Genomic DNA, 15950 nt, shown 5'->3' with positions numbered 1-15950 from the left:
ACGGGGTGAGGGAGGCGAGCTTCGGGGGCGGTGGCGGGCGCTCGTCCCTGATCGAGGTCTTGCCGCCACTCGCCGGTTCGAACCAGGACTCGAACGCCGCGTCGTAGAGCGGGATGTCGTCCGGGTCCGAGCACAGCGTCAACCGGCCGGCCCAGTACGTCTGGTGCCGGCTGGTGATGTCGAGGGCGTCGAGCGCGCCGAGGAACGCCGAGACCCGGTCGGTGGTGATGGGGAGTCCGGCGTGCCGGAGCACGGCGGTGAACCCGACCAGTCCCGGCAGCGGGTCCTCGGCGCCGTCGGCCGGGGCCGGGGCCTGCGCAGTTGGGTACACGGCAGAGCCGTTCAGGACGCCAGCAGCGTGTCGAGCTGGTTGCGCACCCGGTCGGCGTCCTCGCGGTACTTCAGCACCGCGCCGAGGGTCGCCGCGGCGCTGTCCACGTTCAGCTCACGCGCTCCCAGGAGCTGCAGCGCCCGCGCCCAGTCGAGCGACTCGGCGACACCGGGCGGCTTGAGCAGGTCGGTCTGGCGCAGCTTGTGCGCGGTGCCGGCGACCTGCGCGGCGAGCCGTTCGGGCAGTCCGGGCAGCCTGCTGTGCAGGATCGCGATCTCGCGCTGCACGTCGGGGTGGTCGAGCCACAGGTAGAGACAGCGCCGCTTGAGCGCGTCGTGGACCTCGCGGGTGCGGTTCGAGGTGAGGACGACGAGCGGCGGGACGCTGGCCCGCACCTCGCCGACCTCCGGGATGCTCACCGCGTGCTCGGTCAGCACCTCGAGGAGGAAGGCCTCGAACTCGTCGTCGGCGCGGTCCACCTCGTCCACCAGCAGCACGCTGGGGGTGGTCTGCAGCGCACGCAGGATCGGCCGGGCGAGCAGGAAGCGCTTGTCGTAGAGGGAGGCCTCGACGGCGTCCGCGTCCAGCTTCTCGCCCCCGACGCCCGCGGCGGCCTCCAGGGCCCGCAGGTGCAGCAGCTGGCGGGGGAAGTCCCAGTCGTAGAGCGCCTGGCTGGCGTCGATGCCGTCGTGGCACTGCAGCCGGATCAGCTCGGCACCGAGCACCTGGGCGAGTGCCTGCGCCAGCGCCGTCTTGCCGGTACCGGGCTCGCCCTCGCAGAACAGGGGGCGGTTCATCTTCATGGACAGGAACGCCGCGGTGGCGAGGCCGTCGTCGGCGAGGTAGCCGGTGGAACGCAGCGCCGTCGCCAGGGCCGCGGGGGATTCGAGGGACGGGACCTGGCCGCCGTTGCGTGCGGCGGCGGTGGTGGCGTCCGTGGCGGAGTCGGTCACAGCAGGATCCGCCCCGCCGCAGGGCTGACTCGGGAGCTTCGGTTCACGGCTCCAGCATGACTCACCGGGCGTCCGGTAGCCACCTCGGTCACATCACGTGGCTTCGTTCCGTTACCGGCCATCACGCTCCGTCAAGATCGCATGTGACTGGATCGACAATAGTTGCGTATCGGTTTCAATTAATTCAGCGTGATCGGGCCGTGATAATCCGCCTTCTGACCTGGGATAGTACCGCGGTCGGAAGTAATCTCGCGTCGTTACAGTGACTAGCGTCACATCGAGCTGGATTGACGTTCACTGTCGTTCGAAACGTAGCGTCCTCGCTCGGCCGTTCCACCAGGACGGTCGAAATGCATCCGGTACCGCCGCGCCACTGCTCCTGTCCCGCGGTTTGCCGGTCCGTCGAGATCGAGAGACGGGACAGGAGCGAGGAAGCAATTCCGGAATGCAAGTAATTGCGTCCGATGGGTACGGCGTGATCGCCGGCCGGGCTACTCCCCGCCCGGGCCCCCTCCGGATCCTCGACGTGGCGCGGAAGGAGAGCACCGATGACCATTTTCTCGAAGCGAAGTCTCCTGCGCCTGGCCGTGACGGGCGCTGTTGCGGTCGGCGCCCCGCTCGCCGTCGCCGGCACGGCGAACGCCGCTCCCGACTCCGCGTGGGACCGGCTGGCGCAGTGCGAGAGCGGTGGCCGATGGAACATCAACACCGGCAACGGCTACTCCGGTGGCCTGCAGTTCAACCCCACGACCTGGCGGGCCTTCGGCGGCACCGGCTCGGCGCACAACGCCAGCCGTGAGCAGCAGATCGCCGTCGCCGAGCGGGTCCTCGCCGCGCAGGGCTGGGGCGCCTGGCCCGCGTGCTCGAGCAAGATGGGCCTGCGGGGCCACGAGGCCAGCCCGGGCCGCACCGTCCGCGCTTCGAAGCCGGCTGCTCCGAAGCCGGCCCCCCGGACCACGACTTCTGCCCCGGCCGCCCCGGCTCAGGGCGGCAACGGCCAGAGCTACACCGTCCGCTCCGGCGACACCCTGTCGAAGATCGCCGCCGCGAACAGCACCTCCTGGCAGAAGCTGCAGGGCCTCAACGGCCTGGGCAACCCGCACCTGATCAACGTCGGCCAGGTGCTGAAGCTGGGCTGACCCGGCCCGATCGCCGCGGGTGGTGCCCCGCGTGCCCGGCACGTGGCCGGCGCGCCGCCCGCGGCGATCAGCTGCTCCGCCGAGCGGGCATCAGGTCGAGTTGACCCACTCGTCCGAACCGTCGGTGAACGCCTGGTGCTTCCAGACCGGCAGCCGGCGCTTGACCTCTTCCACCAGTTCCGAGCACACGGCGAAGGCCTGTTGGCGGTGATCGGCCGCGACCGCGCAGGCCAGCGCGACGTCGCCGATCTCGAGTCGTCCGACGCGGTGGCTCACCGCAACGGCGCGGACCCCCTGAGCCCGCCCCGCCACGTCGGCCGCGACCTCGGCCACGACCTTCTCCGCGCTCGGGTGCGCGCTGTACTCCAGACCGCGCACCGAGCGGCCGCCGTCGTGGTCCCGAACCACCCCGGCGAACGTGACGACCGCGCCGGCCGCCGCGTTGTCCACCAGCCGGGCGTGCTCGTCGACGTCGAGGGGTTCCTCCCCGACCGCGGCCCGCAGGACCGCGGCACCCGGCGTCTGCGCGCCGTTCGACGGTGCGGCACTCATCAGTGGTCGCCTCCTCGCAGCTGGTCCACGGCATGGTCGAGAACGTCCGCGAGCACCGCGAGCCCATCGCGGACGCCCCCGGTCGACCCGGGCAGGTTCACCACCAGAGTGCGTCCGACGACCCCGGCGACGCCACGGGACAGCACCGCCGTCGGTACCTTCGGCGCGCCGGCCGCGCGGATCGCGTCGGCGAGGCCCGGGACCTCGTAGTCGATCAGAGCGCGGGTGACCTCGGGTGTCGCGTCGGTGGGCGAGATGCCGGTGCCTCCGGTGGTGAGCACGACGTCGACGCCGGTCGCGACCGCGGCCCGCAGCGCCTCGGCCACCGGCTCGCCGTCCGGCGCGACCGTGGCGTCCGGGCACTCGTAGCCGCGCTCGCGGAGCCAGTCGACGATCAGCGGACCACCGCGGTCCGGGTAGACGCCGACCGCGGCGCGGTTCGACGCGGTGATCACGTGGGCCCGCCGAGGCTCGGTCATGCCCGGTTCTCCGGGCGGGCCCAGCTGCCCGTCTTGCCGCCCTCCTTGCGCTCCACGCGCACGCCGTCGAGCACCGCGGCGGGGTCGACGGCCTTCACCATGTCGTGCAGGGCCAGCCCGGCCACGGCCACCGCGGTCAGGGCCTCCATCTCGACGCCGGTGCGGTCGGTGGTCTTCACCGTGGCCCGGATGCGGACCTCGGCGCCGTCGGGCTCCAGATCCAGGACGACGCCGCTCACCGCGATGGGGTGGCACAGCGGGATCAGGTCCGGGGTCTTCTTCGCGCCCATGATTCCCGCGATCCGGGCGGTCGCGATCGCGTCGCCCTTGGGCAGTCCGTCGCGGCGCAGCAGATCGACGACCTCGGCGGTGGTGCGCAGGGTGCCGGTGGCCACTGCGGTGCGGGTGGTCGCCTCCTTGTCGGAGACGTCCACCATCCGCGCGGCGCCGGTGCTGTCGACGTGGGTCAAGTCCACGGTGTCGACCCTACGTCGTGACGGGCGAGCGGGTGCCCTGCGGCCCTCGTCACGTCCCCGTCCCGGATGGGTGTGATTCATATCACCATCGCGCAACCAGACTGTTCCGTATCCGAAGCGTTTCCTGCTCGTTATACGCGCGCGTGACCTGCTGAAACCCCGGCTACCACATCTCCGCGCCCGCGCCCTACCGATCGTGCAGGCGGCAGCGCCGTGGGTTTCGCAGTCGCCGAAGATCGTCGTAGCGTCCTTGCGGCCCGCTCGACTCCCCCATTGCGGATGGGCCCCGGCACTACAGCGCGCGCCCTGTCCGGTGGTGCCGGCCCCCGGAAACAGTACGTGGGACAGGGACGAATCAACGGGCCCGACGGCCCGCCGCCGGCTCCCCGGGCGGTGCATTCGGTGCGCAGCGGCGGAGAATTGCCATGCCTCGTATTCGCGGCCACCACCGTAAGCCGACCACTGCTGGCCGGGTGATCGCTCGGACCGCCATCGCGGGCGCCGTGGCGGGGGCCCCACTGGTCGTCGCCGCCCCTGCGGCGCAGGCGGCGCCCGATTCGACCTGGGACCGGGTCGCGCAGTGCGAGAGCGGTGGGAACTGGGCGATCGACACCGGGAACGGCTACAAGGGGGGCCTGCAGTTCGCGGCGCAGACCTGGAAGGGCTTCGGGGGCGCCGAGTTCGCGCCCAGTGCGAACCAGGCCACCCGGGAGCAGCAGATCGTCGTCGCCGAGCGGGTGCTCGCCAAGCAGGGCTGGGGCGCCTGGCCGGTGTGCTCGCGCAAGGCCGGTGCCACGGGTGACGGTGCCACCGTGCGAAGCGCCCCGCTGCAGATCCCCGCGCCGGCCAAGGCGCCCGTCGCAGCCCCGGGCAAGATCCGGCTGGCCAACCCGGCGCCGGGCGCGAACTACGTCGTCAAGGCCGGCGACACGCTGAGCACGATCGCGGCTCAGCAGGGCGTCGCCGGCGGCTTCCAGGCCATCCTGGACAAGAACCCGGCGCTGGCGGGCAACCCCAACCTGATCTTCCCCGGCCAGAGGGTCGCCCTCTGACAGCGCTGCTGGAATCGGGCCCCGGGAGCCGCCACGGCGGCCCCGGGGCCCGCTCTCATCCGGACCGGTAGCGGGCTAGTTGCTCCGGGGTGTCGACGTCGTCCGGGTCGGCGAGGTCGCCGCACTCCAGCAGGCTCAGATCGGGGTGCCCGGCCAGGTAACCGCGGGCGCCGGCGTCGCCGGCGGCGGACGACCGCACGCCCGCCCAATGCGAACGTCCGATGAGGACGGGATGGGCGGGCTCGCCCGCGTAGGCCGCTCGGACCAGCGCCTCCGGGGCGCTCTGTGCGGCGAGCCGGGCGACGGCGGCCGCCGTGACGCCCGGCAGGTCGACCAGGTGCACCACCGCGGCGTCCGGCCGCGGGTCGAGCTCGTCCAGCGCCTGCAGACCGGCGCGCAGCGAGGCGCCCATGCCCTCGGCCCAGTCCGGGGCGACGACCGGCAGCGCCCCGGCCGGAAGCCGGGAGCGCACCTCCTCGGAGGCCGCACCGAGGACGACGACGAGCGGGGCGCAACCGCCGTCGGCGAGCACCCGCAGGGCCCGCCGAACGAGCGGTTCGCCGTCGAGCTCGACGAGTGCCTTGGGCCCGCCCATGCGCCGGCCCGCGCCGGCCGCCAGGAGCAGGCCTGCCGGCCCGGCTACTTGTTGATCTCCGTGACGGGGTGCTCGTAGGGCACCTTGTCCAGCGGGAACTCGATGTCCCCGAAAGGGGAGAGCGAGCCCTGCAGCGGGGCGGCGAACTCCGTGACCGGGTGCTCGCCGTCAGGCAGGTTCGGCCAGGCCGGGTCGATCCGGCCCGGGCGGTCGGGCTTCGCCACGGTTTACCTCCAATGTCGTCGGTGTTGCCCTCATTATCCCGCATCGGCCGGTGCGGCGGACTCGGCATACCGACGGCTAACGTGGGCGTCGATGCACATCCCGCTGGTCGACTGGCTGCGCGCCCAGGACGACGAGACCCTCGCCGAGTTGCTACGGCTGCGCCCCGACCTGGCCGTGCCGCCGCCCGCCGACCTCACGGTGCTGGCCACTCGGGCCGGCATCCGTGCCTCGGTGCACCGGGCCTGCGACGACCTCGACACCGTCACGCTGGCCGTCCTCGAGGCGCTGGTCGTGGCCGACGCCGACACCGGGCCCGTCCCGCTCGCCGAGGTGCGCCGGTTACTCGGCCCGGACGTCGCCGCCCCCGCGCTGCAGCGGGCGCTGTGGGCGCTGCGGGAGCGGGCCCTGCTGTGGGGCGCCGACGACGAGCTCTCGCTCGTCCCGGCGGCCCGCGAGGTCGTACCGCGCCACCCCGGGGGCCTGGGCCGCCCGGGGTCGGGTCCGGCCGCGTCGAGCGAACTTCCGGAGCTCCTGGCCGCGGTGGAGCCGGACGAGCGCCGGGTGCTCGAGGCACTGGCCGCCGGGCCGCCGATCGGTCGCAGCCGGGCCGGCTCGGATCCGGACAGCCCGGTCGGCCGGTTGCTCGCCCGTGGCCTGTTGCTGCGGGTCGATCCCGAGACCGTCGAGCTGCCACGGCAGGTCGGGCTGGCCCTACGTGGAGACCGGCCGCTGGGCCCGATTGAGGTCGCGCCGCCGGATCTGTCCACGGTGGACCGCGGGGCCGAGACCGTGGACGGCACCGCGGCCGGTGCCGCGCTCGCCGCGCTGCGCCAGGTCGAGGCCCTGATCGCGTTCTGGGGCCAGGCGCCGCCGCCGGTGCTGCGGTCCGGGGGCCTGGGGGTGCGGGAGCTGCGCCGCGCGGCCAAGGAGATGGACGTCGACGAGCCGGTCGCCGCGCTACTGATCGAGCTCGCCGTCGCCGCCGACCTGATCGGGGAGTGCGACGGTCCCGCGCCGGAGTGGACGCCCACCACCGCCGCGGACATCTGGAGCGCCGGCGGGGCCGAGCAGCGCTGGTCCCTCCTCGTCCGGACGTGGCTCGAGCTGCCCCGGCTGCCGGGACTGATCGGGCGCCGCGACGACGCCGGTCGGCCCATCCCCGCGCTCTCCGACCCGCTGCGCCGGCCGCTTGCGGTGCGCGACCGCCGCCGGGTGCTCGCCGGCCTCGCCGAGCTGCCGGCCGGAACCGCCGTGGGGTCGCCCGCCGCACTGGCGAACCTACTCGCCTGGCGCGCGCCGCGGCGTGGCGGCCGGCTGCGCGACGAGGTGGTCGACTGGACGCTGGCCGAGGCGACGGTGCTCGGCGTCGTCGCGCTCGACGCCCTCTCCGGTCCGGGCCGGGCGCTGCTGGACGACCCGGGCGGGGCCGCCGCAGCGCTGCGCGCCGCGCTGCCCGAACCGATCGACCACGTCCTGCTCCAGGCCGACCTCACCGCCATCGCCCCCGGGCCGCTCGTCGCGGAGCTGGCCCACGAGCTCGCGCTGATGGCCGATGTCGAGTCCGCAGGCGGTGCGACCGTGTACCGGTTCACCGAGACCAGCGTGCGCCGCGCTCTCGACGCCGGCCGCACCGCGACCGAGGTGCGGGACCTGCTCGCGGCGCGGTCGGCCACCCCGGTCCCGCAGGCCCTGACCTACCTCGTGGAGGACGTGGCCCGCCGGCACGGACGCTTGCGCGGCGGCGCAGCGGCGTCCTTCCTGCGCTCCGACGACGAGGTGCTGCTCTCGGAGGTGCTGGCCCACCCGGACAGCACGGTGCTCGAGCTGCGCCGGATCGCGCCCACCGTGGTCGTCTCCCCGCTGCCGCTCGTCGAACTGCTCGACGGGCTGCGAGCGGCCGGCTTCAGCCCCGCGGCGGAGGACGCCGGTGGCGGGGTCCTCGATCTGAGCGACCGAGGCCGCCGGATCGACGCCCGGCGCTCGCGCGCCGCCCGGACGCCGGTCTCGTCCGAGCCCAGCGCCGCGCACCTGGAGTCAGTGGTGTCGCGGATGCGGGCCGGTGACGCGCTGGCCGGGGTGCGGCGCAGCGTCTCCGGCCGGGTGGCCCCGGCGGCGTCGAACGGCGCCAGCGACACGCTCGCCACCCTGCAGCACGCGGCGCGCGCCCGGCGCAGCGTGTGGATCGGCTTCGTCGACGGACACGGGGTCGCCGGTGAGCGGGTGCTGGAGCCGATGAACGTCGGCGGCGGGGTCGTCGAGGGCCGCGACCGGGTCGGCGGCGATCTGTACCGGGTGCCGCTGCACCGGATCACGTCGATCGCGCTCGTGGAGGACTGAGCGACCCTCGTACGCCGGACCGCCCGGCAGCGGGCTGCCGGGCGGTCCGGGAACGTGACGCGTGGGCCGGGCTAGCGGGCGCCCGCGGTGAGCCGGTGGCGCATCGCGTGCTCGACGAGAGCGATCAGCGTCTGCTTGGTCGACGCGCGGTCCCGGGCGTCGCAGAGGACGATCGGTACCGCCGGGTCGATGGACATGGCCTCGCGCACGTCCTCCACGCGGTGCTGGATCAGCCCGTCGAAGGCGTTCAGTCCCACGACGTAGGGCAGGCCGCGGTCCTCGAAGAAGTCGATGGCCGCGAAGCAGTCGGCCAGCCGGCGGGTGTCGACCAGTACGACGGCGCCGATGGCGCCGCGGACCAGGTCGTCCCACATGAACCAGAACCGGTGCTGCCCTGGCGTGCCGAACAGGTAGAGGATCAGGTCGGCGTCCAGGGAGACCCGGCCGAAGTCCATCGCCACCGTGGTGGTGGACTTGTTCGGGGTGGCTGACAGATCGTCATGTCCGGCGCTGGCCTCGGTCATGACGGCCTCGGTGGTCAGCGGCACGATCTCGGAGACCGAACCGACGAAGGTCGTCTTACCCACGCCGAACCCACCGGCCACCACGATCTTGGCCGATATCGTCGCCGTGGTGGCGACCGCCTGTGGCCTAGAGCCGACGGAGTCCACTCAACACCCTTTCCATCAGGGCGAGGTCCGGCAGGCTGCCGGCACTGCTCGCGGTCTGGTGCACGACAACCACGCCCAGCCCGGCCATGTCGCCCAGCAGCACCCGGGCCACCCCGAGGGGCAGTGAGAGGAGCGCGGCGACCTCGGCGACCGACCGGGTCTGCTCGCAGAGCTCCGCGACCGCCCGGTGCTCCACCTGCAGGAGCCCGAGCTGGTTGCGGCCCTGGGTGCTGGTGGACACCAACGTCTCGATCGCCAGGTCGAGCCCGGACTTCGTGCGACCCCGGGTCCAGGCGTAGGGGCGGACCGCAGCCGCCCCGGACGCGGCCTCCACCGGAGTCGGGTCCAACGATGCGGACTCCACCGCGCGGAGGTCGATCGGGCCGGTGGGCGGCAGCGACGGCGCGGCCGACGGGGGTGGCTCGGCACCTCCGCTCGGCCCGCGCTCGACGTCCTCACCGCGGCGGCGCCCCCAGCGCCGACGTTTACCGCCTCGACCGCTGTCGAGGGTGAAGCCGTTCATCACGTCGGCGAATGTCGGCTCGGGGGAATGCCGGCGCTCGTCGTCGGGACCGGTGGTCATCGGACCTCACCTGCCTTTGCCGATCATCGATGGTGGAGCGTGTCTGGGTCGTGCGGAACGAGTCAGGGGCCGAACGAGCCCTGCAGCTCCGCACGCAGTTCAGGGGTCAGCAGCTGGCCGACACGGTCGACCAGGAGCGTCATCTCGTAGCCGATCAGGCCGATGTCACAGTTCGGCGACGCGAGCACCGCCAGGCAGGAACCGTCGCTGATGGACATGAGCAGCACGATCCCACGATCCATCTCGACCACGGTCTGCACCACGCCGCCGGCGTCGAAGCAGCGTGCTGCACCCTGGGTCAGGCTCACCAGGCCGGAGGACACCGCGGCGAGCTGGTCGGCGCGGTCCCGGGGCAGCCGGTCGGAACTGGTCAGCAACAGCCCGTCGGCGGACACCACGATGGCGTGCGCGACGCCCGGCACCCGCTCGGCGAAGTTCGTGACCAGCCATCCGAACCGGCTCGGTTGCGTCTGTGGTGCAGTCACCTGGTCTCCTCGTCCTGTCCGTCGCCCGACTGGTGCGATCCAGCGGCCGATTGTGTCTGTTGGCGGAGCCTGCTCTCCCGGCCCTGCCGGACACCCTGCTGATAACTGGCCAGCCGGCCGCGCACCGCCTCGGCGGTCCGGGACGGTGACGACGGGGCCGCCAGTACGGCGGATCCTGCTGCACTGCCCGGCACGAGCCGCGCCCGGGGGCGCCGCTTGGGCAGGCCGGCCGCGGTCACCTCGTCGCCCGTCGGCGCGGCGGCGGTGCCCTCCGCGGCGCGCCAACCCTCGTCCGCGGTGGTCGCGAACCCGGGGTCGGACGCCGAGGCGCTCGCCACCGGCTGCTCGGTGGCCTCGGCGGGCTGCTCGGCCGCGGGCTCGGCGGCCGGAGCCGCGGGTGCGGCAGGCGCTGTCGGTGTGGCAGGCGCGGCCTGCGTGGCCGGGGCCGGCTGTGAGTTCGGCGCCGCGGGCGCAGCGGGCCCGGCCGGACGCTCGACCGCCGGGGAGGCGGGCGCACCGGCGCCGTCCTTCCCGGTCGTCGCCCAGTTCACCGGCACCGGCCGGTTCGACCGGAACCAGGCCGAGGCGATCTCCTCGAAGATCGGCGTGGTCTGTCCCATGTCGAACTGGGCGGGCGAACGGAGTTCGACCCCCGGCCGCCGGAGCTGACCCGAGCGGTTCGGATCGGCGACCGGGGGCACGTTCGGCGAGAAGAGACTCTCCTGGGGCCGGCTCGTGGCAGCCGGGAAGGCCTGACGAGCCTGCCGGACCGGGAGCGGCGGGGGAGCCTGGGACACCGGTGGCTGCGGAGCCGGACCGACCGGAGCGCCGGCACGCCCGTTCGAGGTCTCGACGGGCCCACGCGGGCCCGGCTGCGGCTCCTGGGCCTTCACGCCGTCGGGCTCGGCCGGCGACTCGCCCGCCGCTTCGGCTGGGGGAACCGAACGCATCGGGGTCGTGGGCGGTGCCGGTGGGATCTGCGGCGGCCGGGGGGCCTGCTGGTCGCCGGGGTGGCTGCCGCCCGGGCGGCTGCCGCCCGCTCGACTGCCCGATGCCACGCCGTTCGGGCCCGCGGACGGGGCGTCGGAACCCCGGGGGGCGGCCGGGGCTTCACCGGAGCGCTTCACCGGAGCGCCCTGGCCCGTGTCGAACGCCTGCGGAGCGGCCGGGGCGCCGCCGGAACGCTCGACCGGCCGCTGGCCGGCGTCGGGCGCCATCGGGGAACGCGGGCCGCTGGGGTCACCGGTGCCCGACGGGTCCGCGGCCGGGGGCTGCGGCTCGCCCGGACGCGGCTCGGGCCGGGTGGGACCGTCCTGGCCCGCCGGCGCGCTGCCGGAGCGCAGGGTGGAGCCCGGACGGCGGGTGGGCAGCGCCGGGCCGGTGCCGTTGAGCGGCATCGACGGGAACGACGGGTGCTCGCCCAGCGGGCCGGGGCCCGACTCGAAGGACACCGGGCTCATCGGGCCGTCCGCGCCGGCGACCAGCGAGGACAGTGACACGGCCCGGCCGTTCCCGTTCACCACCGGGTGCTGCGGGGCCCCGTCGTTCTGCGGAACGACACCGTTCTGCGGATCCGGGCCGTTCTGCGGACCCGGGCCGGCCTGCGGAGCGGAGCCGTTCCGCGACGCCGGGCCGTTCTGCGGGGCGGTGCCGTTCTGCGGGGCGGTGCCGTTCTGCGGAGCGGAGCCGTTCTGCGGACCGGGGGGGATCGGGGGAAGCTGGCCGATGCCGGTGGGACGGGTGACGTCCGGCTCGGCCGACGGGATCAGGTACGACGGCACGGTCACCGAGGCGGTCAGGCCGCCGGGGGCGCCGACCGTCGAGGTGCCCAGCCGGACGCCGATCCCGTGCCGGGCGGCCAGCCGGCCGACCACGAACAGGCCCATCCGGCGCGACGCGGACACGTCGACCGCCGACGGCCCGCCGAGTCGCTGGTTGGCGTCGCTCAGCTCGTGCTCGGCCATCCCGACGCCCCGGTCGGCGATCTCGACCAGGATCGACCCGTCCGCGGTCCGGGTGGTGCTCATGACCACCTGGGAGTCGGGCGGCGAGAAGTTCGTGGCGTTGTCGAGCAGCTCGGCCAGCAGGTGGACGAGGTCGCTCGCGGCGCGTCCCATGACGGTGGCCGTCGGCGGGGCCTGGACCACGATCCGCTGGTACTGCTCGATCTCCGACACGGCTGCGCGCAGCACGTCGACGACCGGCACCGGGGCGACGTTGCGCTTGCTGAGGTCGGTGCCCGCGAGGACCAGCAGGTTCTCGCTGTTGCGTCGCATACGGGTCGCGAGGTGGTCGAGCTGGAACAGGTTGGACAGCTGGTCCGGGTCCTGCTCGTTGCTCTCCAGCTGCTCGATGAGCTGCAGCTGGCGTTCGACGAGGGCCTGGCTGCGCCGGGAGAGGTTGACGAACATGCTGCTGACGTTGGCCTGCAGCGCCGCCTGGTCGGCGGCCAGCCGGACGGCCTGGCCGTGCACGGCGTCGAACGCCCGGGCCACCTGACCGACCTCGTCGCGCGAGACGATCGGGACGGGTTCGACGTTCGCGTTCGGCGCCTCGCCCGCCCGCATGCTCTCGACCGCCTGGGGCAGCCGGCGTTCGGCGACGTCCAGCGCGCTGTTGCGCAGCACCCGCAGCGACCGGACGAGGGTCCGGGCCAGCAGGACGATGATCGTGATGCCGAGCAGCAGGCCGAGCATCAGGATCACCGAGTTGATGCCCGCCAGGTTGCTCGCGCGCTCCTCGGCGGCGGTACTGGTCGCGGTCAGCTCGTCGCGGATGCCCGTGCCCGACCGCTCCACGGCGGCCAGCGAGGCCTGGTAGGCCGCGTCCCACGCGACCGGGTCGGCCGCGACCGGGCGGTTGGGCGGGGTCAGGAGGGCCTCGTTCCGGATCCGCTCCCGGTCGCTGTTGGCCGGGTCGGTGGCGAAGGCCCCGTACCGCTCGACCTGCTCCGGGGTCAGGGCCACCCGGTACTCGGCGAACGCGGCGGAGAACGCACCGTCGGTGGCGGTGATGCTCGCGGAGTCGGTGGGCCGCAACTGCCCGGCGGCGATCGCCGCGCCCAGCACCGTGTGCTGGCGTGCGAGCTGCTCCTTCGCGGTCGTCGCGGCGGTCAGCGCGTCGGAGAGACCGGCCACCTCCGACGTGCGGACCTGGCGCAGCAGCGCCCGTCCGAACACGTCGACCGCCTCGACGGCGGTGGTGTAGCGACGCAGCAGGTCGTCGGCGGAGGCCGGCGACTCCAGGGCTTCCGAGCGGATCCTGGGCAGCTCGGACAGCCCCTGCTCGGCCTGCCGCACCGCGGCGGTCGTGCCCTGGTCGAGGCTGCTGCCGTCACCGATCGCGTCGCGGATCGAGGTGAGCGCCGCGTCGGTCTCGGTGAACTGGTTCTGCACGGCCGCTCGGTCGTCGGTCCGGTTGCCGGCCACGAACAGCACGGACCGGTTCCGCTCGGCCCGCAGCGCATCGGCGGCGGCGGCCACGTCGGTGCGGACTTCGAGCAACCGGTTGCTGTGGCCGAGGGCCGCGGCCGCGTCGGCCTGGTCGGCGACCCGCAGGACACCCAGCGTCAGGGCCAGCAGCGTGGGCACGAGACCCACGACGACCAGCTTCACGGCCAGGTTCCAGTTGCGCGGGTTCAACCGCTCGGACCACGAGGGGTCGCGCTCGGTGCTGGTCACGTCAACGTCTCCCTGTTGGTGGGCGGCGACGATCCGCAGAACTCTGGCATGCCGGACTCCTCCGGAGCGCAGCCCGCGGGCCGAAACGAGCCGAGGTGTGCTCCAGGCGCGGCAAATGGCCTATCCGGTTGGGCTGCCTGCGGGGGGAGCATCGCCTGAACATCGGGTCGATCCGTCGCGCCTTCTGTGGTGGGCCGGGTGGTGGCGGCGGGTCTCCCCGATCACCCACCCGGACTCTCTGGTCATCCCCGACACGCGCCCCGCTGGGGAAGGGCGCCGGCCGTGGAGACCGGGTATGATCGTCGTGGCACTCGTGCGTTCTCGAACAGAGCTGCAGAAGTATAGCCCGAAGAGATCGCATCCCCTTCCGGCGAGGCCTTCAGCCGGGCCGCCCGCTCTCCCGCGCCCGCCGCCCCGACCGTTCACCGACGGGAAAGCTCCGCTCGCCTCGCCGCCACGCCATGAAAGGACAGTCTGTGGCCGATGGACCCCTGATCGTCCAATCCGACAAGACCCTGCTGCTCGAGGTCGACCACCCGGCCGCCTCGGACGCGCGCTCGGCGATCGCGCCGTTCGCCGAGCTGGAACGGGCCCCCGAACACGTGCACACCTACCGGGTGACCCCGCTGGCTCTGTGGAACGCCAGGGCCGCGGGGCACGACGCCGAGCAGGTCGTGGACGCACTGGTCCGGTTCTCCCGCTACGCCGTCCCGCAGCCGCTGCTGGTCGACGTGGTGGACACGATGGGGCGTTACGGCCGGCTGCAGCTGACCAACTCCCCGGTCCACGGGCTCGTGCTCGTGGCGCTCGACCGCGCCGTCCTGGAGGAGATCCTCCGGCAGAAGAAGATCGCCCCGATGCTCGGCGCGCGCATCGACGACGACACGGTGGTCGTGCACCCGTCGGAGCGCGGGACCCTCAAGCAGGCGCTGCTCAAGGTGGGCTGGCCCGCCGAGGACCTGGCCGGCTACGTCGACGGCGAGGCGCACCCGATCGCGCTGGCCGAGGACGGCTGGACGCTGCGCGGCTACCAGCGCGAGGCCGTCGAGGGCTTCTGGGCCGGTGGCTCGGGCGTCGTCGTGCTGCCCTGCGGCGCGGGCAAGACCCTCGTCGGCGCCGCGGCGATGGCGCAGGCCCGGGCGACCACGCTGATCCTGGTCACGAACACCGTGTCGGGCCGGCAGTGGAAGCGTGAGCTGCTCGCCCGCACGTCGCTGACCGAGGACGAGATCGGCGAGTACTCCGGGGAACGCAAGGAGATCCGGCCGGTCACGATCGCCACCTACCAGGTGATCACGCGCAAGACCAAGGGCGAGTACAAGCACCTGGAGCTGTTCGACTCCCGCGACTGGGGCCTCGTGATCTACGACGAGGTGCACCTGCTGCCCGCCCCGGTGTTCCGGATGACGGCCGACCTGCAGTCCCGGCGCCGTCTCGGGCTGACCGCGACCCTGGTCCGCGAGGACGGCCGGGAGGGCGACGTGTTCTCGTTGATCGGCCCCAAGCGCTACGACGCCCCCTGGCGCGACATCGAGCAGCAGGGCTGGATCGCCCCGGCCGAGTGCACCGAGGTCCGGGTCACCCTCACCGACGCCGAGCGGCTGGGCTACGCGACCGCGGAGGCCGAGGAGCGCTACCGGATGGCGTCGACGGCACGGACCAAGCTGCCGGTCGTCAAGGCCATCCTGGATCGCCACGCGGGCGAGCCGGCGCTGGTCATCGGCGCCTACCTCGACCAGCTCGACGAGCTCGGTGAGGCGCTGGACTGTCCGGTGATCCAGGGTTCGACCAAGAACAAGGAGCGCGAGGCGCTGTTCGACGCCTTCCGGGCCGGTGAGGTCAACCGGCTCGTGGTGAGCAAGGTGGCGAACTTCTCCATCGACCTGCCCGAGGCGTCGATCGCGATCCAGGTGTCGGGGACGTTCGGCTCCCGGCAGGAGGAGGCCCAGCGGCTGGGCCGGCTGCTGCGTCCGAAGGGCGACGGCCGGCAGGCGCACTTCTACTCGGTCGTCTCCCGCGACACCCTCGACACCGAGTACGCCGCGCACCGGCAGCGGTTCCTGGCCGAGCAGGGCTACGCCTACCGGATCGTCGACGCCGACGACCTGCTCGGCCCCGCGCTGCCCGAGGTGGGCTGACCGGGCGCCGACGGCCGGGAAACCCCCCGATCACGGGATGCGCGGCGGGGTGAATCCGTGGACACTGGGTGACACACGCACTCCTAGGGGTGACCCCATTTCGGCGCTTACCTGGATCCTCCTCACTGTGGCGGTCTGGTTGATCGCCTCGGTGGTGGTGGCCGTCTTCCTCAGTCGGGTGATCCGGTTGCGGGACCGGCAGGTCCCCCTGGACCGAGACCGGGTCCCGCGCCCCCGCCCGCCCCATCTCAGCG

At 73.6% G+C, this 15950-nt stretch carries 14 protein-coding genes and 1 pseudogene; 4 read left to right on the top strand and 11 right to left on the bottom strand.

Going from position 1 to position 15950, the window contains the following annotated elements; all coding sequences use genetic code 11:
* Positions 1 to 331, bottom strand: a pseudogene (locus tag HF519_RS25280) (vWA domain-containing protein); the annotation flags it as partial.
* An 11-nt stretch (positions 332 to 342) separates the two neighbouring features.
* A complete protein-coding gene (locus HF519_RS25275; protein WP_211170555.1) occupies positions 343 to 1203 on the bottom strand; it encodes an AAA family ATPase in 861 nt (286 codons plus the stop codon).
* 629 nt (positions 1204 to 1832) lie between these two features.
* Here HF519_RS25275 and HF519_RS25270 point away from each other — a divergent pair.
* The gene (locus HF519_RS25270) at positions 1833 to 2423 is read left to right on the top strand and encodes a LysM peptidoglycan-binding domain-containing protein (protein WP_169415499.1); all 591 of its coding nucleotides are present in this window, start codon (positions 1833 to 1835) and stop codon (positions 2421 to 2423) included.
* A 90-nt stretch (positions 2424 to 2513) separates the two neighbouring features.
* Here HF519_RS25270 and HF519_RS25265 read toward each other — a convergent pair whose 3' ends face one another.
* The 3 genes from HF519_RS25265 to moaC are packed head-to-tail and all read right to left on the bottom strand — an operon-like array spanning position 2514 to position 3930.
* Positions 2514 to 2975: a molybdenum cofactor biosynthesis protein MoaE gene (locus HF519_RS25265; protein ID WP_169415498.1), complete on the bottom strand. Its 462-nt coding sequence runs from the start codon at positions 2973 to 2975 to the stop codon at positions 2514 to 2516.
* Positions 2975 to 3454 (bottom strand): MogA/MoaB family molybdenum cofactor biosynthesis protein, encoded by a 480-nt coding sequence (locus tag HF519_RS25260; protein ID WP_169415497.1) that lies wholly within the window; start codon positions 3452 to 3454, stop codon positions 2975 to 2977. The genes HF519_RS25265 and HF519_RS25260 overlap by 1 nt, the downstream gene beginning before the upstream one ends.
* Complete coding sequence (gene moaC, locus HF519_RS25255; protein WP_312860335.1) at positions 3451 to 3930, bottom strand: cyclic pyranopterin monophosphate synthase MoaC; 480 nt, start codon at positions 3928 to 3930, stop codon at positions 3451 to 3453. The genes HF519_RS25260 and moaC overlap by 4 nt, the downstream gene beginning before the upstream one ends.
* A gap of 473 nt (positions 3931 to 4403) precedes the next feature.
* Between moaC and HF519_RS25250 the strand changes: the two genes are divergently transcribed.
* Positions 4404 to 4982: a LysM peptidoglycan-binding domain-containing protein gene (locus HF519_RS25250; RefSeq protein WP_438826438.1), complete on the top strand. Its 579-nt coding sequence runs from the start codon at positions 4404 to 4406 to the stop codon at positions 4980 to 4982.
* A 55-nt stretch (positions 4983 to 5037) separates the two neighbouring features.
* Here HF519_RS25250 and HF519_RS25245 read toward each other — a convergent pair whose 3' ends face one another.
* Together HF519_RS25245 and HF519_RS25240 are read right to left on the bottom strand one after the other, a co-directional pair.
* A complete protein-coding gene (locus HF519_RS25245; protein ID WP_281358643.1) occupies positions 5038 to 5607 on the bottom strand; it encodes a nucleotidyltransferase family protein in 570 nt (189 codons plus the stop codon).
* Positions 5608 to 5621: 14 nt separating this feature from the next.
* Complete coding sequence (locus HF519_RS25240; RefSeq protein ID WP_169415493.1) at positions 5622 to 5801, bottom strand: hypothetical protein; 180 nt, start codon at positions 5799 to 5801, stop codon at positions 5622 to 5624.
* A gap of 91 nt (positions 5802 to 5892) precedes the next feature.
* On the opposite strand from HF519_RS25240, the gene HF519_RS25235 reads away from it, so the two are divergent.
* A complete protein-coding gene (locus HF519_RS25235; protein WP_169415492.1) occupies positions 5893 to 8139 on the top strand; it encodes a helicase-associated domain-containing protein in 2247 nt (748 codons plus the stop codon).
* Between the two features lie 71 nt (positions 8140 to 8210).
* Here the strand turns inward: HF519_RS25235 and HF519_RS25230 are convergent, their stop codons facing one another.
* The 4 genes from HF519_RS25230 to HF519_RS25215 all read right to left on the bottom strand — a co-directional run bounded on the left by HF519_RS25230 (position 8211) and on the right by HF519_RS25215 (position 13558).
* A complete protein-coding gene (locus tag HF519_RS25230) occupies positions 8211 to 8810 on the bottom strand; it encodes a GTP-binding protein (protein WP_169415491.1) in 600 nt (199 codons plus the stop codon).
* Complete coding sequence (locus HF519_RS25225) at positions 8791 to 9393, bottom strand: DUF742 domain-containing protein (protein WP_169415490.1); 603 nt, start codon at positions 9391 to 9393, stop codon at positions 8791 to 8793. Before HF519_RS25225 ends, HF519_RS25230 begins: the two co-directional genes overlap by 20 nt.
* Before the next feature lie 62 nt (positions 9394 to 9455).
* Complete coding sequence (locus HF519_RS25220; protein WP_169415489.1) at positions 9456 to 9878, bottom strand: roadblock/LC7 domain-containing protein; 423 nt, start codon at positions 9876 to 9878, stop codon at positions 9456 to 9458.
* Complete coding sequence (locus HF519_RS25215; RefSeq protein ID WP_169415488.1) at positions 9875 to 13558, bottom strand: sensor histidine kinase; 3684 nt, start codon at positions 13556 to 13558, stop codon at positions 9875 to 9877. Before HF519_RS25215 ends, HF519_RS25220 begins: the two co-directional genes overlap by 4 nt.
* Before the next feature lie 476 nt (positions 13559 to 14034).
* Here HF519_RS25215 and HF519_RS25210 point away from each other — a divergent pair, with 476 nt between their 5' ends.
* Positions 14035 to 15696, top strand: coding sequence for a DNA repair helicase XPB (locus HF519_RS25210; protein WP_169415487.1), 1662 nt, complete (start codon positions 14035 to 14037; stop codon positions 15694 to 15696).
* Positions 15697 to 15950: the final 254 nt, after the last annotated feature.

The sequence above is a fragment of the Pseudonocardia bannensis genome (genome assembly GCF_012911875.1).
In the GTDB taxonomy this organism is placed as follows: domain Bacteria; phylum Actinomycetota; class Actinomycetes; order Mycobacteriales; family Pseudonocardiaceae; genus Pseudonocardia; species Pseudonocardia bannensis.
Note: the sequence above shows the minus strand (reverse complement) of the source record. Positions and strands in the feature narration are given on the sequence as shown.

Bases quoted from the DNA above. Each gene is read 5' to 3' on its own strand.
- HF519_RS25270 (WP_169415499.1), top strand. From the start codon at position 1,833: ATGACCATTTTCTCGAAGCGAAGTCTCCTGCGCCTGGCCGTGACGGGC.
- HF519_RS25265 (WP_169415498.1), bottom strand. From the start codon at position 2,975: ATGAGTGCCGCACCGTCGAACGGCGCGCAGACGCCGGGTGCCGCGGTC.
- HF519_RS25260 (WP_169415497.1), bottom strand. From the start codon at position 3,454: ATGACCGAGCCTCGGCGGGCCCACGTGATCACCGCGTCGAACCGCGCC.
- HF519_RS25235 (WP_169415492.1), top strand. From the start codon at position 5,893: ATGCACATCCCGCTGGTCGACTGGCTGCGCGCCCAGGACGACGAGACC.
- HF519_RS25225 (WP_169415490.1), bottom strand. From the start codon at position 9,393: ATGACCACCGGTCCCGACGACGAGCGCCGGCATTCCCCCGAGCCGACA.